The sequence below is a fragment of the Bifidobacterium parmae genome (genome assembly GCF_002860365.1).
Taxonomy (GTDB): Bacteria; Actinomycetota; Actinomycetes; order Actinomycetales; family Bifidobacteriaceae; genus Bifidobacterium; species Bifidobacterium parmae.
In genome coordinates this window covers 1-17,691 of the sequence record NZ_NMWT01000023.1, presented here as the reverse complement: position 1 = coordinate 17,691, position 17,691 = coordinate 1, and the positions used below count along the sequence as shown (strand labels likewise).

13 protein-coding genes are annotated in these 17,691 nt (G+C 66.0%); 4 read left to right on the top strand and 9 right to left on the bottom strand.

Annotated features, from left to right (window positions below; all coding sequences use genetic code 11):
- Positions 1–7: 7 nt before the first annotated feature.
- Positions 8–1,537, bottom strand: coding sequence for a fructose ABC transporter ATP-binding protein FruK (gene fruK / locus Uis4E_RS07805; RefSeq protein ID WP_101622625.1), 1,530 nt, complete (start codon positions 1,535–1,537; stop codon positions 8–10).
- 145 nt (positions 1,538–1,682) lie between these two features.
- Positions 1,683–2,666, bottom strand: coding sequence for a fructose ABC transporter ATP-binding protein FruE (gene fruE / locus Uis4E_RS07800; RefSeq protein ID WP_101622624.1), 984 nt, complete (start codon positions 2,664–2,666; stop codon positions 1,683–1,685).
- A gap of 291 nt (positions 2,667–2,957) precedes the next feature.
- Between fruE and Uis4E_RS07795 the strand changes: the two genes are divergently transcribed.
- Positions 2,958–3,227, top strand: a complete 270-nt coding sequence (locus tag Uis4E_RS07795; protein ID WP_101622623.1) for a hypothetical protein — start codon at positions 2,958–2,960, stop codon at positions 3,225–3,227.
- A 129-nt stretch (positions 3,228–3,356) separates the two neighbouring features.
- Here the strand turns inward: Uis4E_RS07795 and Uis4E_RS07790 are convergent, their stop codons facing one another.
- From Uis4E_RS07790 to Uis4E_RS07770, 5 genes are all read right to left on the bottom strand, one after another.
- Positions 3,357–5,186, bottom strand: a complete 1,830-nt coding sequence (locus Uis4E_RS07790) for an LpqB family beta-propeller domain-containing protein (protein WP_243394440.1) — start codon at positions 5,184–5,186, stop codon at positions 3,357–3,359.
- The gene (gene mtrB, locus Uis4E_RS07785; RefSeq protein WP_243394439.1) at positions 5,183–6,907 is read right to left on the bottom strand and encodes an MtrAB system histidine kinase MtrB; all 1,725 of its coding nucleotides are present in this window, start codon (positions 6,905–6,907) and stop codon (positions 5,183–5,185) included. The genes Uis4E_RS07790 and mtrB overlap by 4 nt, the downstream gene beginning before the upstream one ends.
- Complete coding sequence (gene mtrA / locus Uis4E_RS07780; protein WP_207764564.1) at positions 6,904–7,674, bottom strand: MtrAB system response regulator MtrA; 771 nt, start codon at positions 7,672–7,674, stop codon at positions 6,904–6,906. Before mtrA ends, mtrB begins: the two co-directional genes overlap by 4 nt.
- Positions 7,675–7,752: 78 nt before the next feature.
- Positions 7,753–9,216 carry a replication-associated recombination protein A gene (locus Uis4E_RS07775; protein ID WP_101622622.1) on the bottom strand — a complete coding sequence of 488 codons (1,464 nt, stop codon included), beginning with the start codon at positions 9,214–9,216 and terminating at the stop codon, positions 7,753–7,755.
- Between the two features lie 130 nt (positions 9,217–9,346).
- Positions 9,347–12,058: a DEAD/DEAH box helicase gene (locus Uis4E_RS07770; RefSeq protein WP_243394438.1), complete on the bottom strand. Its 2,712-nt coding sequence runs from the start codon at positions 12,056–12,058 to the stop codon at positions 9,347–9,349.
- 1,434 nt (positions 12,059–13,492) lie between these two features.
- On the opposite strand from Uis4E_RS07770, the gene Uis4E_RS07765 reads away from it, so the two are divergent.
- Together Uis4E_RS07765 and Uis4E_RS07760 are read left to right on the top strand one after the other, a co-directional pair.
- The gene (locus Uis4E_RS07765; RefSeq protein ID WP_101622621.1) at positions 13,493–14,206 is read left to right on the top strand and encodes a helix-turn-helix domain-containing protein; all 714 of its coding nucleotides are present in this window, start codon (positions 13,493–13,495) and stop codon (positions 14,204–14,206) included.
- Positions 14,207–14,571: 365 nt separating this feature from the next.
- Positions 14,572–15,198 (top strand): hypothetical protein, encoded by a 627-nt coding sequence (locus Uis4E_RS07760; RefSeq protein WP_101622620.1) that lies wholly within the window; start codon positions 14,572–14,574, stop codon positions 15,196–15,198.
- Positions 15,199–15,225: 27 nt separating this feature from the next.
- Here the strand turns inward: Uis4E_RS07760 and Uis4E_RS07755 are convergent, their stop codons facing one another.
- Both Uis4E_RS07755 and Uis4E_RS12240 read right to left on the bottom strand, forming a co-directional pair.
- Positions 15,226–16,257 (bottom strand): PPK2 family polyphosphate kinase, encoded by a 1,032-nt coding sequence (locus Uis4E_RS07755; protein ID WP_101622619.1) that lies wholly within the window; start codon positions 16,255–16,257, stop codon positions 15,226–15,228.
- 75 nt (positions 16,258–16,332) lie between these two features.
- Entirely contained in the window at positions 16,333–17,316 is a 984-nt protein-coding gene (locus Uis4E_RS12240) for a hypothetical protein (protein ID WP_243394436.1), read from the bottom strand.
- Here Uis4E_RS12240 and Uis4E_RS07745 point away from each other — a divergent pair.
- Positions 17,306–17,632, top strand: coding sequence for a hypothetical protein (locus Uis4E_RS07745; RefSeq protein ID WP_133125432.1), 327 nt, complete (start codon positions 17,306–17,308; stop codon positions 17,630–17,632). The genes Uis4E_RS12240 and Uis4E_RS07745 overlap by 11 nt on opposite strands.
- The last annotated feature ends 59 nt before the right edge of the window (positions 17,633–17,691 follow it).

The following is a 17,691-nucleotide window of genomic DNA, read 5'->3' as shown; positions in this document are numbered from 1 at the left end:
CCTCCTTTCAGTTCTTCACGTTCGTGTTGGCGATGGTCTCGACGATGGTCGACTGCGAGACGGTGTCGCCGTTTTCGATTTCAGCGATCTTGTGGCGATCCTTGAGGACCTCGATGTCGTCGGACAGACGCACGACCTCTTCGAGCTCCGAGGAGATGAAGACGACGCCCATGCCCTTGGCGGCGAGGTCGAGCACGACCTGCTGGATCTCGGCCTTGGCGCCGATGTCGATGCCTCGGGTCGGCTCGTCGAGGATGAGGAGCTCCGGGTGCGTGGCCAGCCAACGGCCGATGAGGACCTTCTGCTGGTTGCCGCCGGAGAGGTTCTTGATCGGGCGATCCGGATCGGCCGGTCGCACGTTCATCTCCTTCATGTACTTGTCGACGATCGCGTCCGCTTCCTTCTTCGGAATCGGCTTGAACATGCCGCGCGTCGCCTGGAGGGCGATGAGGATGTTCTGGCGGACGGTCAGGTCGCCGATGATGCCCTCGTCACGACGGTTCTCGGTGGAGTACGCGATCTTGTTCTTCAGGGCGGTGGCCGGATCGCCGATGGAGACCTGCTTGCCGTTGAGCTCGTAGGTGCCCGAATCCGGCTTGTCGGCGCCGTAGAGCAGACGGCCGAGTTCGGTACGGCCGGAGCCGAGCAGGCCGGCGAAGCCGACGACCTCGCCCGCGTAGATGTCGAGGTCCACCGGGTTGATGGTGCCCTTCTTGCCGAGGCCCTTGACGTCGACGATCGGCTTCTCGCCGGGCTCGATGGCGCGGCGCGCCTTCTTGGCGCCAATCTGGGAGAGCTCCTCCGCGGACTTGCCGATCATCATGCCGATGAGCTCGTCGCGCGGGGTGTCCTTGGTCATGACCTCCTTGATGAACTTGCCGTTGCGCAGGATGGTCAGACGGTCGGTGATCTCGTAGATCTGGTCGAGGAAGTGGGAGACGAACAGGATGGCGACGCCGGAGTCGCGCACCTTGCGCATGATGGCGAACAGGTCCTGCACCTCGTTGGCGTCGAGGGAGGAGGTCGGCTCGTCGAGGATCAGCACCTTCGCGTTGATGACCATGGCACGGGCGATGGCGACCAGCTGCTGCATGGCGATGGAGATCGAGCTCAGCGGGGTGTGCGGGTCGATGTGCTCCAGACCCATCTGCTTGAGGTACGTCTTGGCGGCCTCGTGGGTCTTCTTCCAGTCGATGCCGAACGGACCGCGCTTCTCGTGGCCCAGCATGACGTTCTCGCCGACGGAGAGGTTGGTGCACAGGTTGACTTCCTGGTACACGGTGGCGATGCCGGCGTTCTGCGCGTCCAGCGTGCCGTTGAACTGCTGCGGCTTGCCTTCGACGGTGATGGAGCCCGCGTCGATCTTGTACACGCCGGTGAGGGCCTTGATCATCGTGGACTTGCCGGCGCCGTTCTCACCCATGAGAGCGTGGACCTCGCCCGGGTACAGCGTCAGATCGACACCGTCCAGGGCCTTGACGCCCGGGAACTCGATCGTGATGCCCTTCATCACGACGATAGGGGTTTTGTCTGTCATATCGTTGCCTTTGAACAGGGAGATTGTTACCGTTTTGTGATATTTCGGCCTCACATGAATGATGGTGCACGAGGAGCGTTCCTCGTGCACCATCATTTATTTGTCATGTGCGGTTGTCAATCACTGATGGAGGCGTGAGCCCGAATCAGTAGGCGCGGGAGTTGGAATCCAGGGCTTCCTTGGCGCTGGCGGCGTCGAAGGTCTTGGACTCGATCTGGATGTCGGACTTGACGTCCTTGCCGTCCAGGTAGTCCTTGACGGCCTGCGCGGTCTCCTTGCCGAAGATCGGGTTGTACTCGATCACGAAGGAGAGGTCGCCGTCGACGAGGGCCTGCAGGGCGTTCTTCGTGCCGTCGATGGTGATGATCTTGACCTTGCCCTTGAGGCCGGCGGCGTCAACGGCCTGCGCGGCGCCGAGGCCCATCTCGTCGTTCTGGGCGAAGATGAACTGCGGGTTCTCGGACTTGTACTTGTCCAGCAGGCCGGCGGTCACGGTCTTGGCCTCATCGGTGGACCAGTTGGCGGACTGGGACTCGAGGACCTTCACGTTCTTGGCGACCTTGGCATCCCAGCCGGCGCCACGATCCTTGACGACGGACAGGCCGGCGGGGCCTTCGAGGATGAAGCCGTTGGCGCCGTCCGGGAAGTTCTTGTTCACGAACTCGGCGGCCTGCTCACCGGCCCACTCGTTGGACGGTCCGATGTGGGAGACGATGGCCTTCTTGGCGGCGGAGTCCTTGACCTCGACGTTGCGGTCGACGGTGAAGACCGGGATCTCGGCCTCGGCGGCCTTCTTCAGGGACTCGTCCCAACCGGAATCCTCGGTGGAGGACAGGATGATGGCGTCGACCTCGTCGTTGACGAACTTGTTGAACGCCTGGATCTGCTTCTGCTGATCGTTGTTCTGGGTCGGCGAGTAGATCAGGTCGAAGCCGGCGGACTTGAACGCGGACTTGATGTCGTTCTCGTTCGCGGTACGGAAGCCGCCCTCAGGGCCGACGGCGACGAAGCCGACGGTCTTCTTGCCGTTGTCCGAACCACCTTCGGAGCTGCCGGAACCGCAGGCAGCGACGCTCACCAGAGCGGCGGCGGAAGCGACAAGCGCAATGGCCTTCTTCCAATTCTTCATGTTTATACTCCTCCTCGAGTTACCGAGCACCAAGGTTCTTTCCCTGGCTGATGACCGTTTGTCATCGACATGCTCAAGTATGAACCAAACAATGTGAGCGTTCAACCTCACGCGATAACATTTCGATAACGTCTTGATAACGATTCGATAACATGGCTTCCGCATGCCGACATATCGGCGCGGTACCGCCGTTTTCGGGTATTATGGAGAGCGCCGTAACGAGGCGCCGCCGCCGCGTATATGCGTATACGGGGCGGCGAGGCGCCGTACAACGCACACGAAAGGAGACCCATGGATACCGTGTTCCTCATCATCAAGCAGGTGGAGGGCATCAAGCATCTCGCCGGCGTGGCCGCCACCATCGGCGACGCGGCCAATCTGCTCGCCAAGTGGGAGCCGGAATGCCCGGACAACTTCAACTTCCTCGGTACCGAAGAGGTGTACGGCGTCAAGCGTCACCTGTTCAACATCCCGTTCAACATGCAGTACCTCATCTACGAGGTCCCGCTGAACTCCGAGGTCCCGCAGGAGCTCTTCAAGAGCGAGTACGGCGGCATCTGATCGGAAGGGTCCGCGTCGTCGGAACCGACACGTCACAGAAGGCTCCCTCCCCCGAACCGGGGAGGGAGCCTTCTTCGCATGCGCGCGCGGCATCGGCGACGTCGCGCGCCGCGGCGCCGCCCGCCGCGGTCACTGCGCGCCCAGCGCCGTGACCTGCGAGTCGGCGATCGACCATGAGCCGTCGAGCGAGCCGGACACGGACCGTACGACGCCGAGGTCGTCGAGCACGGCGAGACGCCGGTACAGGGCGATCTGGCCGGAGGCGAGCGAGACCACCGTGCTGTCCGGCAGACGCTGGTCGCTCGCGGGCCCCGGCGCGATCTGCCGGTAGCCGCGCTGGCGCGTCGCGGATGCCGCGCCCGACGCCGTGGAATCCTGCGACTCCGCGCCGACGATGTAGATGAGGTTCAGATCGTTGTAGAAGGTCATCATCGTCACGTCGCGTTGGCGCGAGATCTCGGTGGACTGGTCGGAGAGCCCGGCGGGCGCGAGATTGTCGTCGCGGCTCACGCCGACCATGACGACGCCGTCGTCGAGCGCCAAGGCGAGGCGTGCGCCCTCCGGCGAGACGGTGACCGCCCTGATCGACTCCGCGCCGAGCCAGCCGACCGACAGATGCCGTTCGACCCCGCCGCGCGAGACGTACAGGCTGTGCCCGCCGTCTGAAACCGCCCATATCTCGCCGTCGAGGCCGCCGGAGATGAACGAGGGGCGGGCTCCGGAGAACATGACGCCGCATGAGGAGGCGTCGGCCTTGAGACATTCGACCACGCCGTCGGCGCGCAGCACCGCTCCCCCGTCCTGCGAGAACGCGAATCCGCGCGCGTCCGGATACCCGTCGGTCTCGCCGACGCGCAGCGGGCTGGACGAGCCGAGCGAGACGACGCGCCCGTCGGTGAGCGTGTAGAGGCCCACGTTCGGTTGTTCGTTGTCGAGGTCGAAACCGGAGTCGATGGTCGAATAGTCGCCGCCGTCCACGCTCACCTGCACCTGCGCGCTGGACACGCCGTCGCCGAGCGTGAGGCGGATGAGGTGGACGAGCGCGACGCGCGACTCCTGGTCGAGCCTCAGGAACTCGCCGGTCAGCTGCACGTGCGGCTTGCCGTCCGTCACCGGCACCGAGTCGACGGCGAGCGCGGTCTTCGTCGTGTTGACGTCGCGCACCGCGTCGCCCAGCCACGCCGAGCCGCCGTCCAGCACCTCGCGCACGGCCTGCGTGCGCCAGTTGCGCCAGCTCAGCCAGCGCACGTCGGGCACGAGATGCTTGCCGGCGGCGTCGAGCTGGTAGACGGACACCTGGCGGAAGACCTGTTCGAAGTCGGCGGAGGAGACGGCCACCCCGTCGGGCAGGCGCGAGATGCGCCACTGGCCGCCGGACTGCGCCATGGCATAGGTGAGGACGGTGGCGCTGCCGTTGGAGGGTTCCGGCGTGTATAGGCCGTGGGAGTCGAGCCGTCCGACCACGTTGAGCTCGACCTCGACGACGATGCCTCCCGACGCTTCGGGAGAGCCGGTCTGGGCGGTCGCCTTGCGCGTGAAGTTCGGCGTGCCGTCGTAGATGATGGCGGACAGGTCGCCCTTCCACTGTTCGGACGCCTGCGAGGTGAGGAACTGGCGTGCCACGCGGTAGCCGTCGGACTGCACGCCGGCGGGCATCGCGTTGAAGAACCCTTCGACGATGCCTTCCGGCTGGTCGTCGGCGGCGGGGCCTTCCGGATTCGTGTAGACGCGTTGCGTCTGCTGCTCGACGGACGAGAACGCCTGCACGCCGCCGCCCACGGGCAGTCCGATTGGGCTGGAGCATGCGCCCGCCGCGCTCACGGCCGCCACGACGGACACGACGGCGGCCGCGCGCGCCACCCGCCTGAGCATCCGGGCGAGACGCGCGCGCGTTCCGGTGGCGGCGGTGGCGGCGCACGCGGCGGCCGCGGTGGTGCCGTTTCCTGCGTTGTCGGTCATCGTGCGCCTCCTCTCGTGGATGCGGACTCGGATGCGCGCGGCTTCCCCTCGCGTTTGATGTAGTCGGCGCTGCGGTTGTCGGCGATGCCGAAGCCGCCGGTGATGGCGAGACGGCGGGTGCCCCGTTCGAAATCGACCGGCAGCTCGTTGTCCGGCACGGCGCCGAGCCGCGGGTCGCGCGGCAGCATGACGAGGAACCAGGTGCCTTCGCCGAGCTCGGAGCGCACGCGGATCGACCCCTGATGGAGTTTCGCGTCGGTCATCGCGATGGACAGGCCGAGGCCGGTGCCGCCGGTGGTGCGGGCGCGCGACGGGTCGCCGCGCCAGAACCGGTCGAACACGTGCGGCACCTGGTCGTGCGGCATGCCGACGCCGTAGTCGCGCACGGAGATGACGGCGGCGCGCCGGTTGGCGGCGAGCCGCACGTCGATGGGCTTGTCCTCGGCGAAGTCGATGGCGTTGGCGAGCAGGTTGCGCACGATGCGCACGATGCGCCGCGAGTCGAAGTAGACGAGCACGCCGACGTTCGGCAGGTCCGCGTGGATGGGCACGCCCTTCGCCTGGGCGAGTCCGGACACCTGTTCGACCGCGTCGCGGATCGGGTCGCGCAGGTCGGTCTCGACGAGGTCGAGCGCCGCATAGCCCGCGTCGTAGCGGGAGATCTCCAGCAGGTCGGCGAGCATGTCCTGGAACCGGTTGATCTGGCCGGAGAGCAGTTCGACGGTGCGCCGCGTGATCGGATCGTACTCGTCCTTGCGGCTTTCGAGCAGGTCGGACGCCATGCGCATCGTGGTGACGGGCGTGCGCAGCTCGTGGCTCACGTCGGAGACGAACCGTCGCTGCATGGCGCCCGCCTCCTCCAATTCGTCGATCTTCTGGTTCAACGCGTCGGCCATCGTGTTGAACGAATCCTGCAGCGATCCGATCTCGTCCTTGCGCGTGACCGGCACGCGCGCGTCGAGGTCGCCGGCGGCGAAGGTCTCGGCGGTCGCGGCGACGACGCCGACCGGGCGGATGATGCCGTGCAGCGTCAGCCATACGACGATGCCGACGAGCACGCTCAACGCGAGGCATACGGAGATGAGGTTGAGCTGGATCTGGGTGAGCGAGTTCTCCTGCGACTCGTAGGAGAACAGCGCGAAGAACTCGATGCCGCCGACCGCGCCGAAGTCGAGCGTGGTGCCGAGCACCGCGCCGGGCACGTCGGTGCGGTTCTCCACGTCGATCGCGATGGGCTGGTAGAAGACGCGGCTGTGCGTGTCGGAGGCGACGGCCGTGCGGATGTCGTCGGTGACGGCGTCCTCGTAGGTGGGGTCGGTGGAGACGGGCACGATGAGGCGGCTCTCGTCGTCCTTGCCGGACAGGTACACGCTGACGAGGTTGGAGGCGCCCTCGTTCTGCAGCGACGAGGCGAGGTTGTTGACGAGCTGCTGGTATTGCACCGAATCGCTCACGTCGGCCGAGTCGAGTCCGGTCTGCGCCTGCTGCACCATGTTCGAGAAATCGTTGCGCGCCTGCATCGAGACCTGGTTGAGGAGCGTGGTGCGCACGGAGACCATCGACACGATGGAGAAGATCACGGCGACGGCGAGCGTGACCGCGACGACCATGGCGACGGTGCGCGCCTGCAGCGAACGGCGCACCTCGGCGCGTCCGCTTTTCAGCAGACGACGCCAGCTGAACCGCCGTCCGATGCGTATGCGCAGCTCGTCGCCGCTCATGCCGCCGTCCGCGCGGGGTCGGGTTCCGGCGGGACGAACTTGTAGCCGATGCCGCGCACGGTGACGATGATCTGCGGGTTCTCGGGATCGTCCTCGACCTTGGCGCGCAGGCGCTGGATGTGCACGTTGACGAGACGCGTGTCGCCGTTGCCGTCGTAGCCCCACACCTTCTTGAGCAGGGTGGAGCGGCTGATGGCCTCGCCGCTGCCGGCGGCCAGCACGGCGAGCAGTTCGAACTCCATCGGCGTCAGGGCGAGGTCGGCGCCGTCCTTGGTGGCGGTGTGACCGGTGCGGTCGATGACGATCGCGCCGCGTTCGATGTGCTGCGGGTCGTCGTCGACGGCCGTCCCGCCGCCGTTGGAGGCGGTCGCGGCGGCGAGCTTCGCGCGGATGCGGAAGCGGGCGCGGATGCGGGCGAGCAGTTCGGCCACCTTGAACGGCTTGGGCACGTAGTCGTCGGCGCCCGCCTCGAGACCGGCGACCACGTCGACCGTGTCGGATTTCGCGGTGAGCATGATGATCGGCACGTTCGACGAGGTCTCGCGGATGCGCCGCGCCACCTCGGTGCCGTCGATGCCGGGCAGCATGACGTCCAGCAGGATGAGGTCGGGCTTCACGGTGGGGAACATCTCGACGGCGCGCAGGCCGTCGAGGCAGGTGGTGGTGCGGAATCCCTCGTTCTCCAAGACGATGGAGAGCATCTCGCCCAATGCCTGGTCGTCGTCGACGATGAGAATCATCTTTCCCGCGCCTTCGTCCTGCGTCATCGCATGCTCCTTCCCCGCCGTGGTGCCCGGCGTGAGCGTCCGTCGTGTCGTATCCGGTTCATTGTACCGCGTAACCGCTTACTTGTCCGCCCGTCCGTTCCCGTCGGACCCCGTGCCGGTCTTCCGTCCGCCATCCGGACCGTTCCCGGAGCCGTTTCCGGAATCGTTCACGGAGCCGTTCCCCGCGTGCAGGATCGGTTCGATGCGGGCGAGCCGCTCCCCCACCTCGCGCTCGTAGCCGCGGTTGTTCGGCCGGTAGTAGCGCCGGCCGCGCAGGTCCTCGGGCAGGTACTCCTGCGGGGCGACCGCGCCCGGCCAGTCGTGCGCGTACTTGTAGCCCTCGTGGTTGCCCCACTCCTTCATCAGCTTGGTGGGCGCGTTCCTCAGGTACAGCGGCACGGCGCCGATGTGGCCGGCGTCCACGTCCGCGAGCGCCTCGTTGATCGCCATGTAGCTGGCGTTCGATTTCGGGGCGGTCGCGACGGCGATGGCCGCCTCGGCGAGGATGAGGCGCGCTTCGGGCATGCCGACGAGCGCGACGGCCTGCGCGGCGGCGACCGTCACCTGGAGGATCTGCGGGGCGGCCATGCCGACCTCCTCGGCGGCGGCGATCATGATGCGGCGCGCGATGAACCGCGGGTCCTCGCCGGCGCGGATCATGCGCGCGAGGTAGTGCACGGCCGCGTCCGGGTCGGACCCGCGCATCGATTTGATGAACGCGGAGATCACGTCGTAATGGTCGTCGCCGTCCTTGTCGTAGCGCACGGTGGCCACGTCCATCACGGTGGAGACGACGTCGGGCGTGATGGTCGGGCGGCGACGTCCCTTCTCGCGCGCCTTGTCGCCGGTGACGGCGCCGGCGGCCGCCTCGAGGATGGTCAGCGATTTGCGCGCGTCGCCGCCCGCCATCCGCACGATCTCGGCGATGGCCTCGTCGGTGGCCTTCACTTCGCCTTTGAGACCGTGGTCGGAGGCGAGGGCGCGGCGGACGAGGTCGTCGAGCTGCGCCGGTTCCAGCGATTCGAGTTTGACGACGACGGAGCGGGAGAGCAGCGGCTTGATGACGGAGAAGCTCGGGTTCTCGGTGGTCGCGCCGATGAACGTGACGTCGCGGTTCTCGACGGCGGGCAGGAGCGCGTCCTGCTGGGATTTGGAGAAGCGGTGCACCTCGTCGATGAACAGGACGGTCTCCTCGCCGCGCGCGACGAGCCGTTCGTGCGCGCGGTCGAGCACGGCGCGCACGTCCTTGACGCCGCTGGTCACGGCGGACAGCTCCTCGAACACGCGGCCGGACTGGCGCGCGACGATCGTGGCGAGCGTGGTCTTGCCGACGCCGGGAGGCCCGAACATGATGATCGAGCTGGGCGCGGTGAGCGATCCCTTCGACGCCGGATTGGCGAGGCGGCGCAGGGGCGAGCCCTCCCCCAGCACGTGGGACTGCCCGATCACCTCGTCGAGCGTGCGCGGGCGCATGCGCACGGCGAGCGGACGCGTCACCTCGTCCGGAGCGTCCGACGCCGCGAACAGATCATTGTCGGTCATGCCATTTCCTTCCCGCCCCCGCCGGCGGGGGCTGTCGGCGACAGCCGACTGGGGGTGGCCGTGGCGTGCCCGATCACCACCCCCGCCCGTTTCACGGGAGCCCCCGCCGGCGGGGGCGCGATGTGGTCGGTCATTCGTTGCCGACCTTGTAGTCGAAGAAGACGACCTCGCCGCCCTCCTGGGTGGCGTCGAGGTCGACGACGCCTTCGATGGCCCAGTCGTGGTCGCCGTCGGAGTCGTCGATGATCTGGCGCACCTTCCACGAGTGCTCGTCCTTCTCGTGCTTCGTGTCGAGCATGAACAGGTCGGCGGAGCGGGCCTTCGCGTCGGTGTTCACGTATTCATGCTCGTCGTAGTAGTCGTCGAGCGCGTCCTCCCATTCGTGCACGCCGTAGCCCCAGTCCTTGTCGAGCGCGCCGAGCGTGTCCGGATCGTCAAGGTCCATGAGCGTGACGCGGCGGAACAGGGCGTTGCGCACGAGCACGGTGAGGCCGCGGCGGTCCTCGACGACGGCGTCGCGCGCGCCGGGCGCGGCGAGCGACGCGGCCGCCTCGGACGCGTCGGTGGAGCCGTCCGCGCCCGCGTTCTCCCATTCGTCGACGAGCGAGGAGTCGATGGAGCGCACGAGCACGCGCAGCCAGGCGATGATGTCGTCGAGCTGCTCGTCGCGCTTCTCCGGCGGCACGGTGCGGGCGAGCGCGCGGTACGCGTCGGACAGGTAGCGCAGGAGCGTGCCTTCGGAGCGGGCGATGTTGTAGCGGGCGATGTATCCGGTGAAGTCGGAGGCGGTCTCGACCATGTCGCGCACGACCGACTTGGGGCTCAGCCAGTAGTCGTTGGCCCACGGCACGTCGTGGCGGTACTGGTCGAACGCCGCGTCGAGCATGTCCTCCAGGGGCTTCGGGTAGGTGATCTCCTGGAGGCGGTCCATGCGTTCGTCGTAGTCGAGGCCGTCGGCCTTCATGTCGGCCATGGCCTTGTCGCGGGCGGCGCGCTCCTGGGCGCGCAGCACCTGCTTGGGGTCGTCGAGCGTCGCCTCGACCATGGAGATCACGTCGAGCGCGTACGTGTCCGACTCGGGGTCGAGGAGTTCCAGCGCGGCGAGCAGGAACGGCGAGAGAGGCTGGTCGAGCGCGAAGTCGTCGGGCACGTCGAGCGTCATCACGTAGTCCTTGCCGCCGTCGCGGCCTTCGAGCACCTCGATCACGTCGGTGTCGAACAGGGTCTGGAAGATCTCGTCGGCGCGCTGGTGGAGCTTCTCCTTCTGGTCGGGGGTCTGCGCGGAGTCGTCGATGAGGTCGTCGATGCGCGCGCGGGCGTCGCCGCCCTGCTCGACCTCGTTGAGCACCATCGAATGCGTGATCTTGAGGTGCGGCACGAGCGTTTCGGGCGCGGCGTCGATGAGCTTGTCGAACGTGTTCTGGTTCCACGTGACGAAGCCTTCGGGCGCCTTCTTGCGCTTCACCTTCTTGAGTTTCTTCGGGTCGCCGCCCGCCTTGGCGATGGCCTTCTGGTTCTCGATCTCGTATTCGGGCGCCTCGGCGACGACGAGGCCTTCCGTGTCGAAGCCCATGCGGCCGGCGCGGCCGGCGATCTGGTGGAATTCGCGGGCCTTGAGCCGGCGCATCTTCGTGCCGTCGAACTTGGTGAGCGCGGTGAGCACGACCGAGTGGATGGGCACGTTGATGCCGACGCCGAGCGTGTCGGTGCCGCAGATGACGGGCAGCAGGCCCTGCTGGGCGAGCTGTTCGACGAGACGCCGGTAGCGCGGCAGCATGCCCGCGTGATGGATGCCGACGCCGGTGCGCAGGAGCCTCTGAAGGATCTTGCCGAACGCGGTGGTGAACTTGACGCCCTTGATTGCCTCGGCGATCGCGGCGCGCTGCTCCTTCGAGGAGACGCCGGTGGAGGCGAGCGCCTGCGCGGTCTCCAGAGCGGCGTCCTGCGAGAAGTGGACGACGTAGATGGGGGTCTCGCCGTTCCTGAACGCGAGTTCGACGGTCTTCTCCAACGGGTCGAGCGTGTACTCGTAGCTCAGCGGCACGGGGCGCGGCGCGTCGGCGATCACGTCCACGTCGGGCACGTCGTTGAGCTCCTCGAGCTTGTTCGCGATCGCGTCGACGTTGCCGAGCGTGGCGGACATCAGGAGGAAGCGGGTCTGCGGCAGGGTGAGCAGCGGCACCTGCCACGCCCATCCGCGCTCCGGGTCGCCATAGTAGTGGAACTCGTCCATTGCGACCATGCCGATGTCCGCGTGCTCGCCCTCGCGCAGCGCCTGGTTGGCGAGGATCTCCGCGGTGCAGCAGATGATCGGCGCGTCCGCGTTGATGTGGCTGTCGCCGGTGATCATGCCCACGTTGTCGCGGCCGAACACCGCGACGAGGTCGAAGAACTTCTCGGAGACGAGCGCCTTGATGGGCGCCGTGTAGTAGGAGCGGCGGCCGGTGCACAAGGCGGCGAAGTGCATGCCGAGCGCGACCAGCGACTTGCCGGAGCCGGTGGGCGTGTTGAGGATCACGTGGTCGCCGGCGAGCAGGTCCATGATGGCCTCCTCCTGATGGGGCCACGGCTCGATGCCCTTGACGTCCTCCACCCAGCCGAAGAACCGTTCGTAGATGTCATCGTCCGTGAGGTTGCGCTCGCGTTCGCTCCCGTCCCATTCCGGGGCCAACCGCCCCAGCGACCCGTAGCGTGCCGTGATGTCGGTCTCATCGTGTGCCCCGTCGTCGCGCGCCACGTCGCCGCGACCGGCACCATCGCGGTCGGCACCATCGCGACCGGCACCGTCGCGACCGGCACCATCGCGCGTCGTCTCGTAGTCGTATTCCTTCTCGTCAATCATGCTTCACGAGTGTAGCCGCAGGAGCGCACCTGTCGTGAACCACGCCCCCGATCATCGGTGCCGAATGACTGCAATCCGACAATCCGAGCGTTGTTCCGATGCTCGCCGAAAGGGATATCCCGCGAAAGGGGCCCGTCTCCAAAAACCGAACGTACGCAACCGGCATCGCCTTGCTCTCCAGCCGCATGATGCAGCGCCGTCCCGTTCTTGACCAGTCCAATGACAAGCCGGTGTCTGATGAGACACCACGATAACAAGGTCAGCACCCGGTCAATACGGTCATACTGATCAACACGGTCATACTGATCAACACGGTCATACAAGTCGGACGACCAGGAAACGGGGGCCAGACACCACAAAAGATCCTACAGAGCTACAGGTCGATACGACCCAACACGGTCAGCACAAGTCCTCGACCAACACGGTCATACAAGTCAGCACCCGGTCAATACGGTCATACTGATCAACACGGTCATACAGGTCGGACGACCAGGAAACGGAGTCCAGACACCACAAAAGATCCTACAGAGCTACAGGTCGATACGACCCAACACGGTCAGCATAAGTCCTCGACCAACACGGTCAGCATAAGTCCTCGACCAACACAATCGGCACAAGCCAACACCCAGCCAACACGGTCATACAAATCAACACGGTCATACAGGTCGGACGACCAGGAAACGGAGTCCAGACACCACAAAAACTCCTACAGAGCTACAGGTCGATACGACCCAACACGGTCAGCACAAGTCCTCGACCAACACAATCGGCACAAGCCGACACCCAACCAACACAGCCGACACAAGCCGACACCCGACCAACACAAGCCAACACAAGCCAACACGCCATACATGTCAATACGGTCAATACGGTCAACTATCCGGCGAACCGTCACAGACCAAACCGTCACAGACCAAACCGTCACAGGACACCCGCCCCGCATGCCCGTCAACCACGCCCCGAGACATGCGTCAACTATCCGCTGAGACCAGACACGCCTCACATACCCACACTTCCCGGGACACCTCCGGTCAACGGTGTCCCATCCGACACTGACCTGCCACTGGCACGAACGCACTTCCCCTTCTCCTTATATTCACGCTGTCGAAGCCAATCGCGCGTTCCTGCCACACACGCCAGTCGCGCACCGCACTTCCCGGTACACCTCCCGGAGCACCCCGGCCAACGGTGTCCCATCCGACACTGACCTGCCACTGGCACGGACACGCTCCCCTCCTGCCCTCACCCCGAACGGCTTCCGGAAAGTGCGGAACAGGCTTTGGATACCGGCTACCCGCGACCCGCTACCGGTAACGGACAACCGGTCGTCTCGCTCTTGACCAGACCAATGGCACCGCGACGGACCGAATTACGAGATACGGGGATAGAATAGCGACAGGGGGCAGTGCCGCCCCATGCGCACGAGGGGATGCGATGATGAACACGACGGATATACTGCAAGCGATCATGGCCGACACGGGGTGGACCGCGAGCGAGCTGGCCAGACACATGGGCATCGACAAGTCGTCGGTCGCCAAGGTGCTGCGCGGCGAAAGAAGCATGGGATCCGATCTGCTCGCCAAAGGCTTGGAACGAGCCGGATTCACGGTCAGGGTCGAACGGTCGGCACCGTTCGACCCGTCTCCGACGGACGAACTGCACGGGCTTCTTGCCGAATTGCGTCGGCCGATCGACCAACGGCTCATCGACAACGGCATGACATGGCGTTCCCTGTCGTCGCGCCTCGACGACCTGTTCCACGCTTCCGACCGCGACGACCAATGCATCGCCTTCACGCAGGCGTCCTACGGCATACGGGACCATCGATGGCTCGCCACATTGGCGGGAATCTACCGTCACCTGCGGTGGGGAGACGGCACGTCGCGGCGCCTCATGGCGACGACCGCCATCTCCGTGGGACGCCGATACCGTCTCGCCTCGCCATGGTCTCCGCTGCCGACGACCATCATCGACCATGAACGCGAACGGTCGTCACGCAGGGGAAAGCATCCCGACACGACATTCTCCCATGAATTCCTCATCTACAACGTGCTGATACCGACCGCGGATCTTCCCGACGAATCCACGCCCACGAACGGCATCGGAACCAACGGCGGAACCACAAGGCAACGGACGGATATACTCTGAAAGCAACAACCAGTCGACAGTCATCGAAGCGGATGAGGGAAGAGGGAGACATCATGCGGTACTGCAGACGATGCGGAACGAGGAACACCAACGAGTGCCGGTTCTGCACGGGGTGCGGCAGCCCATTGACACCGACGGACACCGCACAGACGGGCGCCACGCAGACAGGAATCACGCAGACAGGAACCGCACGGACGGCGCTTCCGTCAAGGCGGCCTCCGTTGCCGCCGCGTCCCTCCGCACCGGTCTCCACCACGCACGGTCCCTCCACACCGTCCCGGCAATCGCCTCAGTACACGGCGCCCCGGCCGTCGGTGCCGCTCCCGGCCACGGCCACGACCACGACATCCGATGGACAGCCCGCCGTGCCGAAGACGACGGACAACGCCGACACGCTGAAATACGTCGCCGTCGCGCTGCTGCTGGGATTCCTAGTCGTCTGCGTCATCGTGGCGTTCGCGTTCACCAACAAGACGAAGGTCGACCCCTCGACATCATCGAACAACACATTGCCGGAGCTGCCTGCGGGCGTCGTCGGCTACTACTCCAACAAAGACTCCGATAAGGACAAGTGCACGATCTACAAGGGATTCCGCAAGTACTACGACACATCGTCGTGCCGCCCCAAGTGGATGGCGAACATCACATCCGATGGCACGCTCTCCAATGTCCCAAGCGGCACCCACTACCGGACCGAGGCGGATGGCGATGCACGTAGCGGCAGCTGGGATCTGACACGCGACCTGTACTTCCTGGTGGCCGACGGCGACATCGAGGAGGACGAAATCGACTCGTCGCTCAATCGTCAACTCGACGTGTGCGATGCCATCGATGAGAATAACGACTACTACACCGGGTGCCACGAGCTCGACTTCCGCGGCACCGACATCAACGGCTACTATCTGCACGTATTGTCGATCACCCCGCGTGAGATCGTCATCGCCTCGGATGCCAACGGCACCATCTACCGCTACGACGCCGAACAGAACTGACCTCCCGTCCCCTCCGCGCGAGCGCGGCTAGGCGGCGAGGCGGCGGCGCGCCTCGTCGGGGTCGACCTCCGGTTCCAGCGGAGGCCAGGACATGTTCATGTTCCTCAACGTGGTGCGCAGCAGCTCCGAGACGACGGCCCTCGAATACCAGCGGTTGTCGGCGGGGACGAGATACCACGGGGCGAACGTGGTGCTGGTCTTCTCGAACACCTCCTGCCACGCGTCCATGTAGTCGTCCCAACGGTCCCGCGCGTCCAGGTCGGAGATGTCGAACTTCCAGTATTTGGTGGGGTCGTCGAGTCGTGCGAGGAAATGCCGCCGCTGCTCCTCGCGGCTGGAGACGAGGAAGATCTTGATGACCGCGCATCCGGAGGCGACGAGACTGCGCTCGAACGCGTTGACCAGATCGTAGCGTTCTCGCCACACATCCTCGGGGAACGTGCCGTACACGTGCGGCATGACGATGTCCTCGTAATGCGACCGGTCGAACACGCCGATCCATCCGGGTTGGGGCAGTTCGCGCTCCACGCGCCACAGGAACCCGTGGGAGGCCTCCTCCTCGGTGGGTTTGCCGAACCCGTGGTAGTGGATGCCCATCGGGTCGCCCTGACGGAACACGTGGCGCACGATGCCGCCCTTGCCGGAGGCGTCCATGCCCTGCAGCACGATAAGCAGCCGTCTGGGCGAGCCCTTCACGCCGTTCGCGTACATGAGCCGCTGGTAGCGGGCGATGCCCGACGAACTCAGGTCGATGAACCGTTCGCCGTCGTACTTGTCGCCGTCGAATCCGGGCGTCTCCCCCGCGCCGGACGCGGCCATCTCCCCCACATCCACCCCGTGGTGGAACATGAGCCGCTGCGCGGGCGGCAACGACCAGACGGCGCTCAGCAGCTCGCTTGATTTGGCGGCGTTGGCGAGACGTTCCGCCACGGTGTCGCTCTCCTCGATCGCGCCGATGCGCGCCTCGGCCGCGTCGAGCGCCTTGTCGACGCGTTTGCGCGCCGACTTGCCGCCGCCCTTGCCGGTCTTCCTGTCGTCCTTGATGTCGTCCTTGGCCATGCGTCCGATTGTACGCCGCCGGGCCAGCCACGCCCAGGGCCCGCCACACCCCGGACCCCGTTCGCCCGACCGCGCTCATTCCAGATTGACCGGCAGGCAGTCGACCTGCCCGTAGCCGTTGGAATGGCACCAGTTCCACGCGTCGTCGGTCGATCCGAAACTCTCGCCGGAGATGATCACGTAGTATTTCGTCGGGTTCGCGTCGTAGGTCGGCCAGTCGCCGGACCAGATGAGCAGCACGTTCGGATGCTTGTCGCGCAGCGTGATGAAATGGGCGAGGATGTCGCGGCAGCTCCACGTCTTGCCGTCGATGACCATGCCCTGCCGTTTGCTCGACAGCTGCGTCGTGTACGTGCTCATGAAGCCGGAGGCCTTGGACTTGTCCTGCGCGACCTGCCATTGCAGGGCGTTGCACGCGTCCTGTTCGGCCTCGTCGTCGGAGGCGCTCTTGCCGCCGAGCGCCCCGGACTGGGAGGATGGTCCGGTCGACGTGGACGCGCCGGAACCGGAGGCGGCGGCGTAGACGTACTTGACGATGAGCTCGGCGGGATCGTCCTGGAACGTCTGTTCCAGTTCTGTGGCGGGACGGTAGAACTGCGTGGGCGCATACGAGAGCTTGATCCGCTTGCCCTTCGCGGGGATCGTCTGCATGTCGGACGAGAAGTCGAACACGGCGTCGGCGACCGTATCGCCGCCCGAATCGCGCAGCGTGACGCGCGTCGCATCGTCGTCGAGCGTGGTGGTCGTGCCGGATTCGCAGTCGTCGGACGGCGTGACGAGCACAGTGACGACCAGATCGTTGCCGACGCTTTCGACGGAGACGACCTTCATGTCCGGTTCCGCGTCGCAGGCGAGGTTTTTGCCTTCCGTATCGGGCCAGTAGTCGTCGCCGTAGTCCGGCGTGGAGGACCCGGAGGACGCCGACGTGTCCGACGACGATTGCGCCTGCGTGCCGAACTGGAACGGATCGTTGCCCTGCGACACGGAGATGACGTACATCAGCAGCAGAATCAGCAGACCAATCAGGATCGGGGACAGCACGGCGAGCGTGACTTTCATACTCGCGGTCATCCCCGACGATCCGGACGCGTCCGGGCGAAGGGGCCGCGCCGCCGGCACCTGCGGCTGCGTGACGGGCGTATGCGACGAAGACGCGGTCGGCGCCGTTGCACCGCCCGTCGCCGGCCGCGGCGGAACGCCCGGACGCGGCGGCATCGCGGGCGACGGCGCGACGCCCGGCCGCACGCCATACGGCACGGTGCGGTTCGCGCCGCCGTCGAGCACCGTCGCGTCGTTCACCGGCGCGGCGGCGAGCGGCGCGCCGCATTCCGTGCAGAACCGGCATCCCTCCGGATTCGAGAATCCGCACTGCTGACAGACCATGGTTCCTCTCCGTTCTCCTTGACGTCCGCGGCGACCGCTGCGATGCGGCCG